The following is a 19802-nucleotide window of genomic DNA, read 5'->3' as shown; positions in this document are numbered from 1 at the left end:
GAGCGGATACAATCTATGATAACCACGGTAACGATACGATTAAATTTAAAGAGGGAATAACCGTAAACGATCTGCTTGTAAAAAGAGCTGACAATAATATCGATAACCTTGAAATTTCTATCAAAGGAACGGATGATAAGTTAACATTAAATAATGTTTACTATTGGAATGGAACTGTTTACGGAAGCGGTATTATAGAGAATTTCGAATTTGCAGACGGAACGAAACTATCTCTTAGCGAACTAGAAAAACAAACTATGTTTAAAGGAACCGACGGTAATGATACCATTTATGGAGCCAATGCTAAGGATGAAATTCATGGCGGGACAGGAAACGATACCATTTACGGACAAGACGCCGATGACGCCCTTTATGGCGAAGCCGGTAACGACACACTTAATGGCGGCGAAGGTAACGACATCCTCTACGGCGGTGACGGCGACGACAAGCTTTACGGCGGTAACGGTAACGACACCCTTTATGGGAGTGAAGGCAATGACGCTCTTTATGGCAGTGACGGTAACGACATCTTAGAAGGCGGGTCCGGTAATGATTATCTTGAAGGCGGAAGTCATAACGATACCTATATATTCGGTAGAGGTGACGGAGCGGATACAATCTATGATAACCACGGTAACGATACGATTAAATTTAAAGAGGGGATCGGTAAAGAAAATATCACCTTCCAAAGGGTCGCCAATGATCTTGTATTAAAATACGGCGAAAACGACACCGTCCGCATAAATAATCAATTCGGCGGCTCATCCATAGAGCAGATCGCGCTTGCTAGCGGAGAGTATATCACTGCTAGCAAGATAAATAAGATCATCGAAGATCTCAACGCTTACGCCTCAAATAACGGTATGAGCAATATCTCGATGGATGATATGAAAAATAATCCAGATATCATGCAGATGTTTACGAGTGGCTGGGGGAATTAATCCTCCACCCTCACGCTACGTGCTTCTAATGCTACGCCGTGCTTTGCTAATGACTATTTACAAAACGCCGCCGGTTGTTCGCAAAAGCTACCGGCGGTGGCAATCCCGCCCCTCGCAGAGATATTGCTTTTTATTAGCTTGGATTGCTGCCATCCGCTAAGACAAACAACCTCCCAGATGAAAGTAGCTGTTCAAGCGGCGTGTCCAACCAGATAAGATAGCTAACCGCTCGGGTGAGGGCAGCTCTGCCAAGCTACATTTGGCTAAAGGCTCGCATGCTAGAACGAACAGCAGCTCAAGATAGAGGTAGCAGCTATCCACTCTGCTTCGGCACTACATTAAAAATTTATCAAGAGGACGTCCTTGCTTGCGCTAAATTAAAGTGAGGCTGCGCTCGGACAGACGAAACAGAAGCAGTCGCTCAAGCAAGCAGCGCATTCAAGTAAAGACTTACCCATTAGGGTAAATATCCACTTGCCATCCTGCCCCTTCCTTACCTCACGCTAAGTCCTTCGTCTAGGTATTTGATGACGGGGTAGATAAATAGCTCTATTACGCGTCTTTTGCCCACTTTTACCTCTGCCGTTACGCTCATACCGGGCTCGATCTCCTTTTTGATCCCATCTACGATCAAAAATGTAGAATCCGGTCTGATCTTTACTTCGTAAATTTCTCCCAGCTTCTCATCATTTATCGCATCGTTTGCTATGTGGATGAGCTTGCCTTCTAACTTGCCGTATTTTTGAAAGTCGAAGGTCTGAACCTTAATCGCTACGCTTTGATTGTTTTCCAGATAGCCTATGTCTTTATTAAGCACGTTTGCTTTGATGATCAAAGGCTTATCGCTAGGCACTATAGAGATTAAATTTTCTTGATTTGTGATGGCGGTTCCTTGCGTATTTACGAGTAGCTTTCCCACAAAGCCGTCAACCGGAGAGGAGATGATCTGCTGTCTGGTTTGAAATAAAATCGCGTTGATCTCTGCTTTTAGCGAGCTTGCTTCCTTCTGTTTGGCTAGCATCTCATCGAGCCACTTGGATATACTTTGGCTTTTAAAGGCCTCAAGCTCTTTAGCTAGCTCATCTAAATTTGCCCTTTGTTCGGCGAGCTTCTCTTTTGAAATTTTAAGATTGGAGTTTAGTTCGATTACCTTGGATTTGAGCTCATATAGATCTTTGCGCGCTATTATATCTTTTACCTTATTTAGATTATTCAGCCGCGCTTCGTCTATCTTTAAAATTCCGCTTAGCCTCTCGACCTCTAAATTGGTGGAGTTTATCCCCATTTGCAAAGCTTGCATTTTTAGATTATATACGTTTATGCTCTCTTCGTAGTTTGATTTTTGCGTATTGTATAAGCTTAGCTCATCTGCGCTGATGTTAGCATCCAGACTCCTACCCGAGCTTAGAGCGTCGAGCCTTTTTATCGAGTATTCAAGTAGAGCTAGGCTTTCTTGTTTGGTGGATAAATTTACCGTAGAAACGCTAGGATCGATTAAGATTAGATGATCGCCCTTTTTTACTCTATCGCCCTCTTTTACTAAAATTTTAGAGACAACGCCGCTTTCGAGAGATTTTAAAATTTTAATCTCTCCGTCGGGCACGACCTTGCCGTTAGCGCTTACTACTATATCAACCTTAGCAAATACCATCCATAGCACGGCAAATATCAAAGCTCCGCAAGCGATCCATAAAATTGATCTTCCTAGCGGGTTTTGCGGAGCATCCTCTATCTCGATTAAAAGAGGCTTGAACTCGTTTGAATCATCCTCTATTCTTTTGAAAATTTTTAGCATTGTTTATCCCGCCCTACCCTTCGACCTATCCTAGCTGCTTATCATATAAGCTCTTATAGTAGCCGCCTAGTGCCATTAGCTCCTCGTGCTTTCCGCGCTCTACGATCTCGCCCTTATCTAGCACTAAAATTTCATCGCAATTCTTAACGGAATTTAGCCTATGCGCGATGATGATGAAGGTTTTTCCCTTTTTGATCTCGCTTAAATTTTGATTGATGATGCTTTCGCTTTCATAATCAAGCGCGGAGGTCGCTTCGTCGAAGATCAAAATTTTAGGATTATTTATGAGCGCTCTAGCGATTGCGATGCGCTGTTTTTGTCCGCCGCTAAGGCTAGAGCCGCGCTCGCCTACGAAGGTATCGTAACCTCCCGCAAGCTCTGCAATAAAATCATGAGCGCCCGCGATCTTGCTAACCCTGATGATCTCCTCCATACTCGCCCCGCTTGCGGCAAAGGCGATGTTTTCTTTGATACTGCCGCTAAATAGATAGTTTTCCTGAAGGACCACGCCGATGTTTTGCCTCAAAAGATAGGGATTTAGATGTCTGATATCTATGCCATCGATATAAACGGCGCCAGAGCTTTGCAGATAGAGCCGCTCGATCAGCTTTGTGATAGTGCTTTTACCGCTACCGCTTCTGCCTACTATGCCTACGCTTTTGCCAGGAGAGACGTGAAAGCTGATATCTTTAAGCACCAAATTTAGATCCGGCCTGTATCTGAAATTTACGGCGTCAAATTTTATATCTCCTTCTATATTATTTAGCGCAATCGGCTTATCGGTGCTCTGCTCGGTTGGAGTATTTAATATATCTCCCAGTCTATCTACGCTAAGAAGGGCTTGTTGGAATTCATTCCAAAGGCCCACAAGCCTCATTACAGGAGCGCTAAATTGCCCCGCAAACATCTGAAAGGCGATGAGCTGACCGACGCTTAGCTTGCCTTCGATCACAAGCCCTACGCCGAAATATAAAATGCAAAGCGTCATAAGCTTTTGTAGCGCCGAAGCAAAACCGCTTGCGACGTTGCTTAAATTTGAAAGATTAAAAGACGATCGGACGTATCTGCCTAGATTTTCCTCCCACATCTTTTGCATACTACCCTCGATCGCTAGAGATTTCACCGTCTGCATTCCGGTTACCGCTTCTACGAGATAGGAGTTTGAAGCGGCTCCCATTTGAAATTTATCCTCTAATCTCTTTCTAAGTACCGGCGTGATAAAAAAGTATATTGCAGCAATTACGCTTATAAATGCGATTGCGATCAGCGTAAGCTTCACGCTGTAAAGCAGCATCATAAAGACAAATACGAAGCTAAATAAAATATCAAGTAACACGCTTACGCTTTTATTTGCGATAAACTCTCTTATACTATCTAGTTCTCGCACTCTAGCAACGATGTTTCCAACTTTACGGTTCTCAAAATAGGTCATCGGAAGCAGAGCTAAATGGCTAAAAAGCTCGCTACCTAGCTTAGCGTCGATTTTAGTAGTAGTGTGCGCGAATATATAATTTCTACTTAGGCTTAAAAGCATCTCAAATATGATGGTCGCCAAAAATGCAAATGCAATTACGTTTAGCGTGCTAATGCTATGATGAGTTAAAACCTTATCGAGCACTACCTGCGTAAAAAGCGGCGTCACTAGACCGAAAAGCTGCATGATAAATGAAGCTAAAAGCACTTCAAATACCACTCTTTTGAAGCTTAGCATCCGCTTGTAAAACCAGGCAAAGCCGAATTTTATCTGAGAATTCAGAGTTTTATGAGCTAGCACTATAAACTCGCCGCTGCAAAGATCAAATAGCTCGCTCGCGCCTAGCTCCTTTACGGAATTTCCGCCGTCAAATACGATAAATTTAATAGCTGCTTCTGGCTCCTGCAAGGATTTGGATAGAGGAGATTTGAATGAGCGGGAGGCTTTAGTCTCTTTGGCGGAGGAATGGGATGAGTTCGCGTGGGATGAAGACGGCGCGCCGGAAGAGAACGATGCGGACGAAGATGAGTTTAAAGAATTTGTCGTGTCGCTGTTAGGGCTTAATATCTCCTTGGAATCTGCCGCGTCTTTGGAATTTGCGCTATTTAGATCGGAGGCTGTCTTGCTAGTATTTGCCGCTTTAATATCCGCTTCGCTTTGCTGTTCGATCTTTAGGACGTTGAAGTAGCTTCCGTCCTTTTTCTGAAGGATAAAGGGAGGTTTATAGCGCATCAAATTTGAAAGATTTAGCTTTTTGATTTTAGCCTTAAACTCGCAATGCTTGGCCATACGCACTAGCTCTTCGATGCTCGGCTCCTCGCTGCTTAGCGCAAATTTATTTATAAGCGCCTTGGCATCGAATGGGATATGATTTACGGCGGCTATCAGACCTAGCGAGCCCAGGGCGGTTTGCATTAGATACCTTTGAGTGAAATTTGAAAGAATTCTATTAAGTCTATTTGAAACGGGGCTTAAATTTAGAGGGAATTTTAAAGAAATTTAAGGGATTGGAGGAATTTATTAAGCTAGGATGATGGTGCTAGAGGAAAGAATAGGCACAGGAATGGCTATAGAATAGATTATGACAACCGACGGGATACCCGATAAAAATATTCAGTTTAAAATCGGTTTCAGGACATCCACGCAATATGTAAAATTTGTCATTATATGCCGATCTGATTGGGAATGATAACGCGTAATAGCGGAAGGTAGGCCGCTATGGTAATTTAATATCCGCTTAAGCCGCAAAGAGTAAAATAGGCAAACTTCTAAAATCATCAACGGGGATAAGGATGAACGAAGCAAGGCTCGAAGAGCTAAAGAAAATTCTAAATGAACGGCATCAAAATTTAGAGCAAGGTTTGCAAGAAGATTTTAATGCTCAAAATTTTGATGCTTCAGATTTAAATATTACAAATTTCAAGGCTTTAAATTCTAATGACAAAAATTCAGACGATCTAAATTTAAACGCAGAGCGCGATAGAAAATTTCAAAATTTGGATTCAGATAATGCTACTTTATTTAAAAATTCTAACGCTAGGAACTACGACAAAGATCCGATTACTTTGTACGATTATGAGGTTTTTTATGACAGTTGTATTACCGCTATACCGCTTTTATATGCCTTGGCTATACCGCTTAGCATAAAAGCTTTATTTGATAATGAAGTATTGGCAGATATAATTTTAGGAAATATTTTTGCATTCGGCATAATTGTGTTTATGGTTATCGTCTTTTTAGTTTTTGATAATCCAAAGAAAAGCAGAATTTTAATCAAAAATTCAATTGTTGAATTTTATAAAATAAACTCTAACGAGTTGAAATTAAGAAGAACGATAGATTTAACAAATTTAAATGAAACTATATGCAAACCACTTTTTGGTTATTCTAAGAAAAAAAGTACAAAGGCGATTCTAGTTTGCATTTCAATATTTAGTTTTGCCATAATAGTTGCTATGTCTTTTTTGTTTTTTATTGGATTTTGGATATTCGGATTTGTTGGGCTTTTATTAACAAATTTTATCCTTTATATAATTATCGGCAAAAAAGGCGATAGATTTTTTACCATTTTTCCAAGAATAGCAGTAGCATCACCATATATGATGGCGTATGGCGGTGGTAATCTCACCCCACCACAATATTATTCGCTAATAATTTATAATCGTAGCAAATACGAAGAAGTTAAAGAATATTTTTTAAATTTGCACAATATAAACATTGACAATATCGAAAAAAATTATTTTTAAGGAGATTATTATGAGTAATTCAAACAACAGAGAAACAAAAGCGAGAATTGAGCTAGATAAAGCTTATCAAAGATTGTTAAAAAATGCAGACGGAACAAAGCTTCTTATGGAAGCACTAGCAGATACTTCCCAAATAGAAGAAGTACTGACAAAATTAAAAAGTAGTGAAAAATGGACAGAAGCAGAAAGAAAAAAATGGGGTAAAATATTTGGAGCCGGAACTATTGGATTTAATATTTTAAAAAATAGCAATAGCGGCTATGATATGTTAACTGTATTGTCTGAAGCAGGAGTTGATATCGGTGCTTTTTTTACAGAAGAACTTATTGAAAAAAAAGTATCTAACAAAATAGAAAATTTAGTAGAAAAGAAAGTATTATCTAGATTGGCTCTTAAATTTGTTCCGGTTATCGGTTGGATTAGCACAGGTATGGATGTATTTAATCTAATAAATCAAGCTGCTGGCAACGATGAAATAAGCATCAGCGAATTAATAAAAAACGGAATAGAAAAATTGCGTGGCACAACGACAGATTTACCGGATTTAGATATGCTTAAAAAAGGAATATTGCAAATCACAATGCACGACGGTACCATATATGCAAGACCTCTCGTAGATATGGGAGGATTACATGTATTATTGGGCGGCACCAAATCCGACGTCCTTTTCGGAGGCTCAGATAAAGATATCCTAATGGGACATGGCGGTGGAGACCTTTTAATAGGAGGAGCAGGAGCCGATGATTACTTCGTAAATGCAGGAGACATCATAGACGATAGCGATAAGCAGGGAAGGATATTTGACGGATACTCTCATAAACAATACACGGGCGGTACATACGATAAAGATCGAGGATGCTACCTAAGCAATGGTAACGGCTGGTATAAAATGGAAGGCGATGATCTTCTCATAAACGGAAATATCAGAGTAAAGCATTTTAATAAAGAAAACAACGACCTAGGTATAACTCTTTTAGAAGCCGACGAAATAGCCGTAAGTCTAGAGGGAAAAAGCTCCGTAGCAGAAGGAGACGGCGGCAAACACTATGAAGAATATGACGTCAGGTTAAATAGACTACTTCAAAAGGGCGAATGGCTGATACTAAAGACCGTAGATCCGGGCGGAAAGGAAAGATATATATTCCAAGGCGATATGACCTGCGAAAGCGCAAAACCATATTACGAAAAATTATTCTTTAAACAAAGCTATGGCGCATATCTAAGCTGGAGCGGCAACGATAAATCCAATGAGGATGTAAAAACTATGGTAGGAGTAAGTGTATATGCCCACTCAGATAATATAAAGGTAAAATCTATAACACCTAGAGAAGTGACCATAAAAGACGACGATCGTGACCCGGATGATCCTGAAACCGATGGCTCTCCTATAGTTATAGATCTAAACAACGACGGCATAAATACCCTAAGCCTGGATTATACCAGAAACTTCGATCTGGATAATAACGGCTTTGCCGAAGCTACCGGATGGGTACAAAAAGATGATGCGCTACTAGCGTATGATAGAAATGGAAACGGCAAGATAGATAACGGAGGCGAGCTATTCGGAAACTATACTTTAAGCGATAATTACTATTCACATACTAGCGGAAATACTAATGGCTTTAACGCCCTTAAAGAATTTGACACTAATAATGACGGCATAATCGATAAAAACGATAAAGACTTTGATAAGATCCTATTATGGCAAGATAAAAACTCCAATGCCGTAACCGACGAAGGAGAATTAATCAAACTAAGCGATAAAGTAAGATCTATCGATCTAAACTATAAAGAAATTTCAACCGATAATAACGGAAATTCTATCAGGCAAACCTCTACTGCCACTTTAAACGATGGTACCAAGGTTAAGGCAGATGATGTATGGTTTAAAGTAAGTCTAAATAAAACAAAAGAGATAATAGACCAAGACAAAATTCCACTAGAAACCCAAGCCCTACCTCAAGTCATAGCCAGTGGAAATTTGAATTCTCTAAGAGTAGCGGCAAGTAAGAACGAAACTTTGGCTACTATGATAAATCTATATCTAATGCTAAGCCCTGAAGATAGAAAAAAATATATCGATGAGCTGATCTACGAATGGGCGGGAGTAAGTGAAATCGCCAAAGACTCTCGTGGCATATATGCAATAGATGCTAGAAATTTGGTCTTATACGAAAAACTTACAGGAAAGCCGTTTAATCAGGGTGGATGGGGTGCAAATCCGGGCCCAAATGCTTATAATAGAATTAATGATAAAATCAATACCTTTAAATATTATGTATATGCCTCTATAGAGCTTCAAACTACATATTCCGATTTAAATTTAGATATGGAAAAGATGAGCTTAAGAGAAGATGGCAAGCTAAGCTATAAGTTTGATACTTTAAATTCTAAGCTTATGCAATTATATAAAGATGGAAAATATGATGAAATTATCAAATTAATGAGTATAGTTCGAGAAGCTAGCGTATATAAGCCTATATACCAAGGAAATTTAAAAGAAAACCTAAAAGCCTTTTGTGGTAACGATGATAAATTTTTATCCCTATGTCTTAGCACGTATATCAGTGGAACAGATGGTAATGATATTATAAATGGAAATTCCGAAAATAATTTTATAGTAGGAGGAAAAGGCAATGATACACTTTATGGTGGATATGGCAATGATACCTATATATTTAATAAAGGTGACGGAACAGACATTATCTACGATACGACAGGCAACGATAAAATACAATTTAGAGAAAGCATAGCTCCTAATGATGTGAGTTTCAAAAGAGAGCTCGATAAGCTTATAATCCAAATCAAAAGCAACGATGGAGCAGGCAGCAACAGCATAACTATCCAAAATTTCTTTTCCGTAAATCCCGGAATAGGAAAGAATACCGTAAGAACAATAATTTTTGCCGATGGAACCGTTTATGATTTTAATAAAATTCTTGAATTAACCCCACTAAGCTCTACCGACAAAGACGACAAGCTATATCTCACTGATGGCAACGATACCTTCGATGCAGGCCTTGGTAAAGATGAAATCTGGGGCGGCAATGGAGATGATGTCATTAATGGCGGAGGGGGAAATGATATCCTTTATGGAAACGATGGTAATGATACCATAATCGGCGGCAAGGGAAACGATATCCTCAATGGTGGTTACGGCGATGATACCTATATATTTAATAAAGGTGACGGAGCGGATATTATAACTGATTACGGCGGTAATAATATTCTCAAACTAAGTACCGGATTAGATAAAAAAGATTTAATCATTTCGCAAAATTTCATAGGATCTATACTTTTTTCTTTTAAAAATAACACAAGCGATAGTATCACCTTCAATCAAAATATCCAAACTATAGAATTCGCTAACGGCGATAAGATGAATATAGATGAGATTAAAAAGCTATCTATTATCGGAGATGATACCGATAATACGATTTATGGCTATTATAATGAAAATAATACTATAATTGGCAATAGGGGTAATGATATGCTTTGTGGAGGTACCGGTAATGATATCTATGTCTTTAATAAAGGCGACGGAGCGGATACTATAATTGATCATGACGGTAACGATATGATTAAATTTAATGATTTCTCCGCCAACGATATATCATTAAGACAAGAATTTAATGATGTTGTTATTACTTCAAAAGACTCAAATGATAAAATTACCATCAAGGACTTTTATGATAATAATGGAAACGCTACATCTTCTATCAAGAAAATTATTTTTAATGATAATTCTGTTTGGGACTATCAAACTATTATTAATAACTCTTCGATAAAAGCAACGGAAGAAAGTGATAAATTCTATCTAAGCGATAAAGATGATATATTCGACGCCCTTGGCGGGGATGATGAAATTTATGGAGAAGATGGCAACGATACTTTAATCGGAGGAATAGGTAACGATACGCTCAATGGTGGTTGCGGCGATGATACCTATATTTTTAATAAAGGTGATGGAGCAGATATTATAGAGGATTGGAGCGGCACCGATACAATTAAATTTGGCGAAGGTATACGAAAAGAAGATTTAATTGTTTTAAGAAACATAAGCAAGAATGCATATGGACATTTAGATGGTACAAGAGATATAATTATTAAATTTAAACACAATGAAACCGATTCTATAACATTAAAGAACGTTATTATGGGAAATAAGACGAACGCGAGCGCATCAATAGAAAATTTCCTATTTGCGAATGGTGAGAGCTTAAGCTTTGAAGATATTAAAAGATTGTCTCAAGTAGGAAGCGATAAAAATGACGTTATGGCAATTTACGACGATATTGAAAAGAATATTTTAATCGGCGGTGGTGGGAATGACGAGCTCTACGGACAGGATGGCAACGATATTTTAAGTGGAGGCACGGGTAGCGATCTTCTTGATGGCGGTATCGGTAATGATACCTTAATCGGCGGTAAAGACGACGATACCCTCAATGGCGGATACGGCGATGATACTTATATCTTTAATAAAGGCGATGGCAACGACACTATAACTGACAATCAAGGAACCGATACTATTAAATTCGGTGAAGGAATAAGCAAAGAGGATCTCATCGTCAAAAGAGTTGCACGAATAGATGATCGTACTGGACGAAAGGAATATTCTGATATAGTCATATTCTTTAAAAATTCCTCAAATGATTCAATAACCTTAAGAGATGCTGCCTATAGTAACGCGATAAACGAAAATAACATTATTGAAACCTTTGAATTTGCCAATGGTGGTAAGCTAAACTTTGAAGATATCAAAAAGCTATCTTTGATTGGTTCCGACAGTAGCGAGAACATTGTAGGTTATGTTCATACACACAATATTATCAAAGGAGAAGGCGGAGACGATAAGCTTTACGGGCAAGGCTGGAATGATACTATGTACGGTGGAGACGGAAACGATTTAATAGAAGGCGGTAGCGGCAACGATACCTTAATAGGAGATAGGGGCAACGATACTCTAAACGGCGGAGCGGATAACGATACTTATGTCTACAATAAAGGAGACGGTAACGATATAATAGAAGAGTGGGGCGGCATTGACACAATTAAATTCGGCGAAGGCATACAAAAAAAGGACTTAATTATTTCAAGAGATATGAGTAAGAATTCGTATTATTTAAGTAACGTAAAAGATATAATCATTAAATTTAAATACAATGAAACTGATTCTATAACTCTAAAAAATGTCATTAATGCAAATAAAACTGGAATTTATAGTGCGATAGAGAACTTTGAATTTGCTAATGGAGAAAAATTAAGCTTTGAAGATATAAAGCAATTATCTCTTGTGGGTACTGATGAAGGAGAAACAATAAATGGCTTTGAGGATTCAAACAATACTCTTATAGGTAACGGTGGAAATGATTGGCTTTACGGAGATAAGAAGAATGATATTTTAATCGGTGGAGAAGGAGATGATCATTTAAGAGGCAACGAAGGAGACGATACCTATGTTTATAATATCGGTGACGGCAACGATACAATCCATGATTATGAAGGAGAAGATATCATAAAATTTGGTAAAGGTATAAACAAAGAAGATATCATTGTAACTAAAGGCGAAGTAAAATATGATAGTTACACAAGATCAAGTTATCAAGATTTAGTTATATCACTTAAAGGAAAGCAAGGAAGTATATCTCTGGAGCATATTATATCCAGAGATAATGGTATCTATGAGAAATACTCACATAAAACATTAGTATTTGAAAATGGAGACAAATTAAGCTTTGATGATATTTTAAAACTATCTTTAATCGGAAACGATGAGAACAATGATATATACGGGTATAGCCATCGCGATAATATTTTAGAAGGAAATGGCGGGGATGATGCCCTTTATGGAAATATAGGCAATGATACTTTAATCGGCGGAAAAGGAAATGATGGTCTGTATGGCAACGGTGGAGATGATACCTACGTCTATAATAAGGGTGATGGAGTAGATTATATTTACGACATTGAAGGTAATGACACTTTAAAATTCGGCAAAGGTATCAAGAAGGAAGATCTGGTAGTATCGGTATCAAAAAATAAAGAGAAGTTGAGCCAATATGATGATACTCATAGAGTAATGTATATTAAGATAGGATTTAAAAACAATGATACCGACGCCGTTTTTCTTAGAGGAAATAAGGATCTGGCTATAGAAAATTTCGAATTTGAAAACGGCGATAGACTAAGTTTTGAGGATATTAAAAAATTAGCATTAACGGGCGATGATACAAATAATCTTCTATACGGCTATGATGATATAAATAACGTTATGAACGGCTTGGGTGGAGATGACGAGATCCAAGGAGGAGAGCTAAACGATACTATCTATGGCGGAACCGGTAATGACACGATAAGCGGAGATAAGGGAGATGATACTATCTATGGTGGAGAAGGAAATGATACTATAAATGGCGGTAGTGGCGATGACATAATAGAAGGCGGCAAAGGAGATGATGTAATAAAAGGCGGCTGGGGAGATGATATTTATATATTTAATAAAGGCGATGGCAATGATACTATAGCTGATTATGAGGGTACCGATACGCTTCAATTGGGTGAAGGTATCACAAAAGACGATATCATAGCAAAACACACTCCGCAGGGCACGATTATTAAATTTAAAAACTCGAAGAATGATTCTATCTCGTTTGGTCACTTTGGAATAGATAGGATAAAATTTGCTAACGGCGAAGAGCTTAGCTCTGAGGATATTGAGAAATTGGAGCTGATCGGTACGGATGAAGCAGATACTATTTTCGGCAACTCTGATCAGGATAATCTTATCATAGGTGGCAAAGGTGACGATATCTTATACGGAAGCTATCCCGGCAACAATATCTTTATATATAACCAAGGTGATGGGGCCGATACTATATATGCCGGTGCTCATGAAAACAAAATCAAATTTGGTAAAGGCATTAACAAAGAAGATCTCATAGTAGAAAGATGTGTAAATACTGACGCTAGAGACTACGATAATTTAAAAATTTCATTTCGTAACTCAGCGGGTGATTCTATTATGCTAACGTATATAATAAAGGATAATATAAATGCGCAGGAAATACAAACCTTTGAGTTTGCAAACGGTGACAAACTGAACTTCGGCGATATTAAAAGGCTATCTTTGATCGGTACCGCTAAAAACGACGAATTACGCGGCTACAACGATATGGATAACGAGATCAAAGGCGGCGACGGAAATGATATACTAATAGGAGGCAACGGAGTTAATAATATCCTTGAAGGTGGCAGCGGCAATGATACTCTAAGAGGATGCTATGACAGCTATGGTAATCCCGGCATCAGCATGAATGGCAAAAATACCTTCGTCTTTTCTAGGGGTGACGGAAACGATATGGTGGAAAATTTCAAAGACAACGACTTAATTAAATTCAAAGACATAGGAAGCAATGAGGTTAAATTTAATCTAAATTTAGTCGATAATTCGTTACTCATCTCGGATAAACTATCAAATAGTAGCGTCTTGATCAAAAACTACGATGTAAGGACAAATTTAAATTTTCAATTCAAAGACGGCAAAATTCTAGGAAGCGATTTTATTAGTGGGCAAGTAAAACCTATCGACGGTGGAAACACTATGGTGGGGGGCAAGGAAGATAATGTATTTATTTATGACGGAGGAGCAAAAACTATAATGGATCTTGGAGGCTACGATAAGGTCATATATAAAAATCCTGTAAAAAGAGTCCGCTATGACTTTGGTAAAAATGGTTCGAGCGATCTTAAGCTCATCATCACTCCGGCAGATCCTAACGCAAAAAATGATATCTTAGAAGTAAAAGGCTTTTTTAGCAACAGGGATAATGTCATAGAGGAATTTCATATCGGTAAATATCTAAATATCAAGGCAGCGGATATCTATAAAGCATTCGGCAAAACCTATATTGCTAGTGCCAAACCTACCGCATTAGCGATGGATGCCAAACTAGACATAGATAACGAAACCCAAATTTCGCCTCTTTCAAAAAGTTCTAGCGACGGTTCAAATTCCAAATCTGGCTGGGATATGGTTTTAGGTAGCGGCGATAAGAATGAATTAAAGGCTATCGTTTCAAAATTTTACAACGATGCCGACTTAAGCACATCCGAGCTTAATTCGGCTCTTAGCCCTAGCGGCATTGCAAATCTAAGCACCATATCGGGCATCAGCCAAGAAGATGCTTTGAAAGAAAATGCTTTCTTGAGCCAAGATACCGTAAACAAGATCATCGAGCAGCTAAATATCTACGCCAATAACTCGGAGGCTTTGGAATTTAATCAAAGAGATATTCGTAAGGACGATATGCAGGTATACATGAGTTAAGGGCTATTTTAGGGCTATACTGACATTTCGCTTGCTGGCATAGCACTTTATAGATTAGAATTTTATATGAGGCGGTACATTTAAAACGCTGCCTCATAAGCTACTGTCTTTCTAAATCATAGCCAGGCAAATGATTAAATTTAAGACGGCAAATTTAAAATATTTGCATAAGGGTGGACAAAATTCCGTAAATATTTCTATCCCTTCATAGGTTTTTACGCTTGCGACCTTTACTCTTCTTAAAAATCCTGAAAAGAACTAGGTTGATTCCATAAACTACAACATATTCGCACCCTTTATGCCTTCAAAGCCCAATTCATACCCGCCCTTCAACAAAATATTCCACTCAAAACCAACCCCGAAATCCTCCACATAAAACGAAACCTAAAAACGAATGCCTCCGAACGCTTTCCTTGCTTAATATCCATCATCCCCCCTTTCCTATTATGCCCTTCATAACATCCGCAATATCAGATTCCACCATTCTCTATCACCGAGCCTTTTTATAAGAAACAACGAAGCCCCATAGAAACTAATGAAATTACTGAAAAAACAACTAAGCTGTTGAAAAAATAGAGCTTCTGAAAAGACAATGAATCTATCAAAAAACAACGAAGCACAATGACGCTTCTAAAAACAATGAAACTGCCGAAAAGAATAACAAAACTTAATGAAAGCAATAAATCTGCCGAAAAGAACAACGAAGCTATTGAAAGGCAATAAAGTTACATAAAAATAATGAATCTCCAAGCTTTTTTATTTTCTACATTATAATAGATCGGTAATCTTTAAATTTACCACAAAATCTATCACAAAGGAGTAACTATGCATTACGAAAATCTTTTAAGAGTTAAGAAAGGCATAAGGGTCTTTAACGATAAAGCTCAAGAAACTGCCAATCAGAATGAGCTTATATGGCTAGTAAATACCTTTATCTCATATATTAGTAGAGCAAGGCATGATAAGAAAAGAGCGGATAATGCACTTAATGGTATATTGCACTATTACAAAGATATGAAAGTAGATAAAAGAGCCTTAAGCGAAGTAGTAAATAAAGAGTATAAAAAGCTACTAGGCCCAAAGAAAAAACCAGTCAAATCAAAAATAGCAAATTATAAGGATTGCTTAAAATCCCTGCATAAAAGCGGCCATAGCTATCAAAAAATAGCGGATATTCTATGGAAAAACTACGGCATACAAACCAGCAAATCAAGCGTAGCAAGACTATTAAAAAGATAAAGGTATATAAATCATGGCTCTACACACTAGAATGAACGCTAAAGCTATTATTTCTCAGATTATGAGGCAAGCAAACGGTATAGGAATATCTAAAAGTAACGTAAGACGCAATAGCAAGCTTAAAGGACAAAATGGTCATGCAAAGAGCGTATATGCCCATAGCATTAAAAGTATTCAAAACTTAAGAGCGGTAACTACTCAATATATAGGATTTCTTAAAGCTAAGCACGGTCAAAAAATAACGCAAAACATCAATGCCGACAGTGCAAGAGAGTGGCTACTGCTAAAAGCAAATGAAATAAGCGGCGGAACGCTTAATACCTATATATCTGCATTAGCTAAGAGCTTTGATAATTGTAGTAAGCTAGGGCTAAACGTATCGGGAAAAGATATTACGGATGTCCGGAAAGAATTTAAGAAAAATGGTATGAACCTTCGTAAAAGGCATTATAACAGAGCCTATGAAAACCCACATAAAATCATAAGCAATATGCAATTAAGCTCACTATATTATATATCCGCTAAACTTCAATTGGAAGCGGGGCTAAGACTGGATGATGCCATTAACTCAAGCAAATGGGAAATCAACGATGATAATAGTATAACCATACTAGGTAGTAAGAACGGCTTATGCTATAGCACCAAAAAGCTAAGCGATAAAACTATAAAACAGCTAAAGCTCGCTAAAGAATCTGGATACTATGCCCCAAAGAATGCTTACGTAAAAGATCTAAAAGCAGCAGGAGCAGACAAAAGAGGAACACATGGGCTTAGATATAACTTTGCTCAAGAAAGATATGAGGAGTTACGCAAAGAGGGTATGAGTCATATAGAGGCTTTAGCTCAGGTATCTATAGATATGGGGCATTCAAGAGTGGAGATAACTAGGCATTACTTGGTTGGGTTATAGTATAGGTGACTTGGCTTGATTAGAGGCATTACTTAGGTTTGATTAAAAGAGTGGATGGCTAGATAGATGCTTTCGGGCGCTTAAATGCCTTATCAAAGCAAGACCGCATAAGAATATCCCCCAGAATTTACTATTTGCAATAAGGAGCTGCTTTAGCAAAGAAATATTCCAAAAAGTTATAAAAAGCATATCTAAACGGCACTTAGTAAAAAGAGAAATATCCCTGCAATGGATAAAATGCTGATTTAGTTGAGAAATTTACGCTGCTTATGCACTGCAAGAATGTCCCTCTATGCAATAATATCCCTACAAGGAATAATCGCAACGGCGGTAGCAGACGAGCAAATGCTCCGCTAGCGACGAGCGAATCAGCCCCGTAACCTTTAACGGAGGCGCTACCTCCACGCGGCTTTTCAGATAGCCCCCTTTTTAAATTTAATGCACTTAGGCAATAAATAAAACGAATAAGAAAGCTATCTAGGGAAAAACTCTAGGGGCAAAAAGACGTTACATCTTTAGAATTTAGTTAAAACAGAAGCTTTTTAGATTAATGTGCGAAGCTATAACGCACCTCTGCGATTTTTCTTATTACCCCAAACCGCCAGCGGGGAACTAAAGATTAAGAATGCTTGATAAGCGCTTAGGCTTATCAATAAAAACATTACCGATAACGTAACCCATCGAAAAACCGTAATATATAAACTTTAAAGGCTACTTCAAAAAGCCTAAAGGCTTTTTAACATATAAAACATTCTTTCTCCTTAGTAAAAACATTATAAGGATATTTTAAAAAATACCTTATGAAAACAATATAGCCAGAAAACAAAAAAATGGTGTGAGCTGTTTTTTTAAACGAAGATTGTTGTTTTTAACAAGCCTAGATAGATATAAAAGCAATGAAGTAACCCAGTGAACCTAGAGTATTAAAATATCAAACTCTATCATAGCCCTATCCTCACGGACACTTGTCTTTGGATCAAAAAACGCGAGGGCGCTTAAAAAGAGGTAGTCATTAAAATTAGGACAAGTGCTAGAAAGGGATAGCTATAATATGCTAAGAGAAAAGCCAACACTTTTTTAAAAGAGATTAAAGGTAGCTCGCATGTTCTTAATTAGCCGCGCAAATCCACCTCTGATTCTAAACCCATACTGTGAATTCTGCTCATAACTTTCCAAAATTTCACCGAAATTACGGCAGGCTAGAGAATGACAAGCTGTGGTAGGTTTCGCTCTAGCCCTCCTACTTTACTATTTTTCCGCTTATCCGGAAATTTCTAAAACACATGGCATATAGACTTAAAGGCGCTATCCATAGTAGAAATGTGATCTTAAGGCTCAATTCTATACTTAAGAATGAAATTTAAGCTCCTTATGGCATTATAGCATTTATGGATTATTGCGTTCGTGGAGAGCGTAAGCTTCTCAATAGGTTTGGAATAAAACTCTGCATACTAAACTGTATAAAACCTCACAAGAAGCAATCCCTTTAGCCTTCCTCTTTCTCCCCTTAAAATTTAAACCCCAACCCCTTTAAATAACCTAGCCACCATGTTAGAACCCTACGCGTATTCTCAATATTCGTAGCTTTGTTATAAATCTTTTGTATCTCTCTTTGTGCATGAAAAAGGGTGCGTTCAATGCTATAAGGATCCAGCTTGTTCTCATGGATTTTCTCATATGCAAAGGTTTCTAGTATCTTTCTAAAAGAGTGAAAGACTAATCTATTCTTAGCTATTACGGGAGCATAGGTTTTAAGCGCTTTAACTAGAGTCATATCGCTTAGTACCTCTCCTTGCGTATTGGCAAAGCATAACGGGCAGCTGCTATTATGAGCGTGTAACCTTTGCAGCCATTGCCCTACTTCTCTAGGAAGTCCCAGATGTTCATCTCCATTGCTTTTTACCTTATTCTCATCTTGCGGGAATAGTAAGTAGTATTCTCCATCATCACCTATTTTTAAATGCTCATGGGTTAAATTTCTTACGTTTGAGCTTCTTAGCCCGGTAAGCAGTCCAAAGATCAAAGCGTTCTTAACACCTATTTGATGAGGATAGTTCATGATAAATTTAATAAGTACGGTTAAATCCAAGTCATCTTTTATATATGGGTATTCGCTATGGCGAGGTATATTATAAAAGTCCTTAAACACCTCTTCTGCAAATAATGGATTTTTAGAAATATCTCTTATGCGAGCATATCGAAATAGCCTTTTAATAAGTTTGAATAAAATTTCTAAGGAAGCGTACTTCTCATTATCGTAATAATAATCCAGTATCGGCATAATATCCTTTTTGCTTATCTTGTTTATATCTTTGTCACAAATATCCCTTAAAGCCTTAAAGCTCATATCTCGTCTTTTAGAAGTTGCTAATGCGACGTTACCGTTATGTCTGCAAAACTGTCTATAAACGCTTGCCAGAGTATTTTTAGCAGGGATCAGCTTGGCAGAATCATCTATCATTAAATCTTTAAGAGTTTCTTTGGCTTCGCTTAGGCTTATCTCATCTGCATTACCTAAAGACTTAATTAGCTTGCCGCCTATGCAATAGTGATAGTGCTTATGGATTGTTTGCTCTCCCTTTTTAGTAAATGAGCGGTAAAATCTAACTGCTATATGCTCATCTATCATTTCTACCATAGTATTTTTGCGATAAGGCAGGGAGAAATTTCTTATCACTTTATCGGGATCTGTTTTAAAAGCTGGATCGTCTTTAATTTTAGAAAAAACTTTCATAACTGCTTATCCTTTAAAATTTCATATAGTTTCATAGGACAAATTATAAAAGTTTCCAAAGAGTTTAACAAGCTTAAGAGCTACTATACATTTTTTAATATATAGTAGTTTCTCTTAAACCGCCTGTATAATCT

8 protein-coding genes are annotated in these 19802 nt (G+C 37.7%); 5 read left to right on the top strand and 3 right to left on the bottom strand.

What is annotated here, in order from left to right; all coding sequences use genetic code 11:
* Positions 1–941 (top strand): calcium-binding protein (locus tag Q0101_RS02730; protein WP_297942077.1); only part of this gene is annotated, 941 nt, incomplete at its 5' end.
* A gap of 493 nt (positions 942–1434) precedes the next feature.
* Here Q0101_RS02730 and Q0101_RS02725 read toward each other — a convergent pair.
* Positions 1435–2736 carry an HlyD family type I secretion periplasmic adaptor subunit gene (locus Q0101_RS02725; protein ID WP_297901932.1) on the bottom strand — a complete coding sequence of 434 codons (1302 nt, stop codon included), beginning with the start codon at positions 2734–2736 and terminating at the stop codon, positions 1435–1437.
* 25 nt (positions 2737–2761) lie between these two features.
* Positions 2762–5125, bottom strand: a complete 2364-nt coding sequence (locus tag Q0101_RS02720; RefSeq protein WP_297942074.1) for a type I secretion system permease/ATPase — start codon at positions 5123–5125, stop codon at positions 2762–2764.
* Positions 5126–5502: 377 nt separating this feature from the next.
* Between Q0101_RS02720 and Q0101_RS02715 the strand changes: the two genes are divergently transcribed.
* The 4 genes from Q0101_RS02715 (at position 5503) to Q0101_RS02700 (ending at position 16934) form a co-directional block, all read left to right on the top strand.
* Positions 5503–6456 carry a hypothetical protein gene (locus Q0101_RS02715; RefSeq protein ID WP_297942071.1) on the top strand — a complete coding sequence of 318 codons (954 nt, stop codon included), beginning with the start codon at positions 5503–5505 and terminating at the stop codon, positions 6454–6456.
* A gap of 10 nt (positions 6457–6466) precedes the next feature.
* A complete protein-coding gene (locus Q0101_RS02710; protein WP_297942069.1) occupies positions 6467–14785 on the top strand; it encodes a calcium-binding protein in 8319 nt (2772 codons plus the stop codon).
* An 825-nt stretch (positions 14786–15610) separates the two neighbouring features.
* Positions 15611–16024, top strand: a complete 414-nt coding sequence (locus Q0101_RS02705; RefSeq protein ID WP_297942067.1) for a hypothetical protein — start codon at positions 15611–15613, stop codon at positions 16022–16024.
* Between the two features lie 13 nt (positions 16025–16037).
* Complete coding sequence (locus Q0101_RS02700; RefSeq protein ID WP_297942064.1) at positions 16038–16934, top strand: hypothetical protein; 897 nt, start codon at positions 16038–16040, stop codon at positions 16932–16934.
* A 1507-nt stretch (positions 16935–18441) separates the two neighbouring features.
* Here the strand turns inward: Q0101_RS02700 and Q0101_RS02695 are convergent.
* Positions 18442–19668 (bottom strand): tyrosine-type recombinase/integrase, encoded by a 1227-nt coding sequence (locus Q0101_RS02695; protein WP_297942062.1) that lies wholly within the window; start codon positions 19666–19668, stop codon positions 18442–18444.
* Between the last annotated feature and the right edge of the window lie 134 nt (positions 19669–19802).

The sequence above is a fragment of the uncultured Campylobacter sp. genome (genome assembly GCF_937921625.1).
GTDB lineage: Bacteria > Campylobacterota > Campylobacteria > Campylobacterales > Campylobacteraceae > Campylobacter_B.
Note: the sequence above shows the minus strand (reverse complement) of the source record. Positions and strands in the feature narration are given on the sequence as shown.

What these genes read in the sequence shown, in the direction of transcription:
- Q0101_RS02725 (WP_297901932.1), bottom strand. Translation starts at nt 2,736, where the DNA reads ATGCTAAAAATTTTCAAAAGAATAGAGGATGATTCAAACGAGTTCAAG.
- Q0101_RS02720 (WP_297942074.1), bottom strand. Translation starts at nt 5,125, where the DNA reads ATGCAAACCGCCCTGGGCTCGCTAGGTCTGATAGCCGCCGTAAATCAT.
- Q0101_RS02715 (WP_297942071.1), top strand. Translation starts at nt 5,503, where the DNA reads ATGAACGAAGCAAGGCTCGAAGAGCTAAAGAAAATTCTAAATGAACGG.
- Q0101_RS02710 (WP_297942069.1), top strand. Translation starts at nt 6,467, where the DNA reads ATGAGTAATTCAAACAACAGAGAAACAAAAGCGAGAATTGAGCTAGAT.
- Q0101_RS02705 (WP_297942067.1), top strand. Translation starts at nt 15,611, where the DNA reads ATGCATTACGAAAATCTTTTAAGAGTTAAGAAAGGCATAAGGGTCTTT.
- Q0101_RS02700 (WP_297942064.1), top strand. Translation starts at nt 16,038, where the DNA reads ATGGCTCTACACACTAGAATGAACGCTAAAGCTATTATTTCTCAGATT.
- Q0101_RS02695 (WP_297942062.1), bottom strand. Translation starts at nt 19,668, where the DNA reads ATGAAAGTTTTTTCTAAAATTAAAGACGATCCAGCTTTTAAAACAGAT.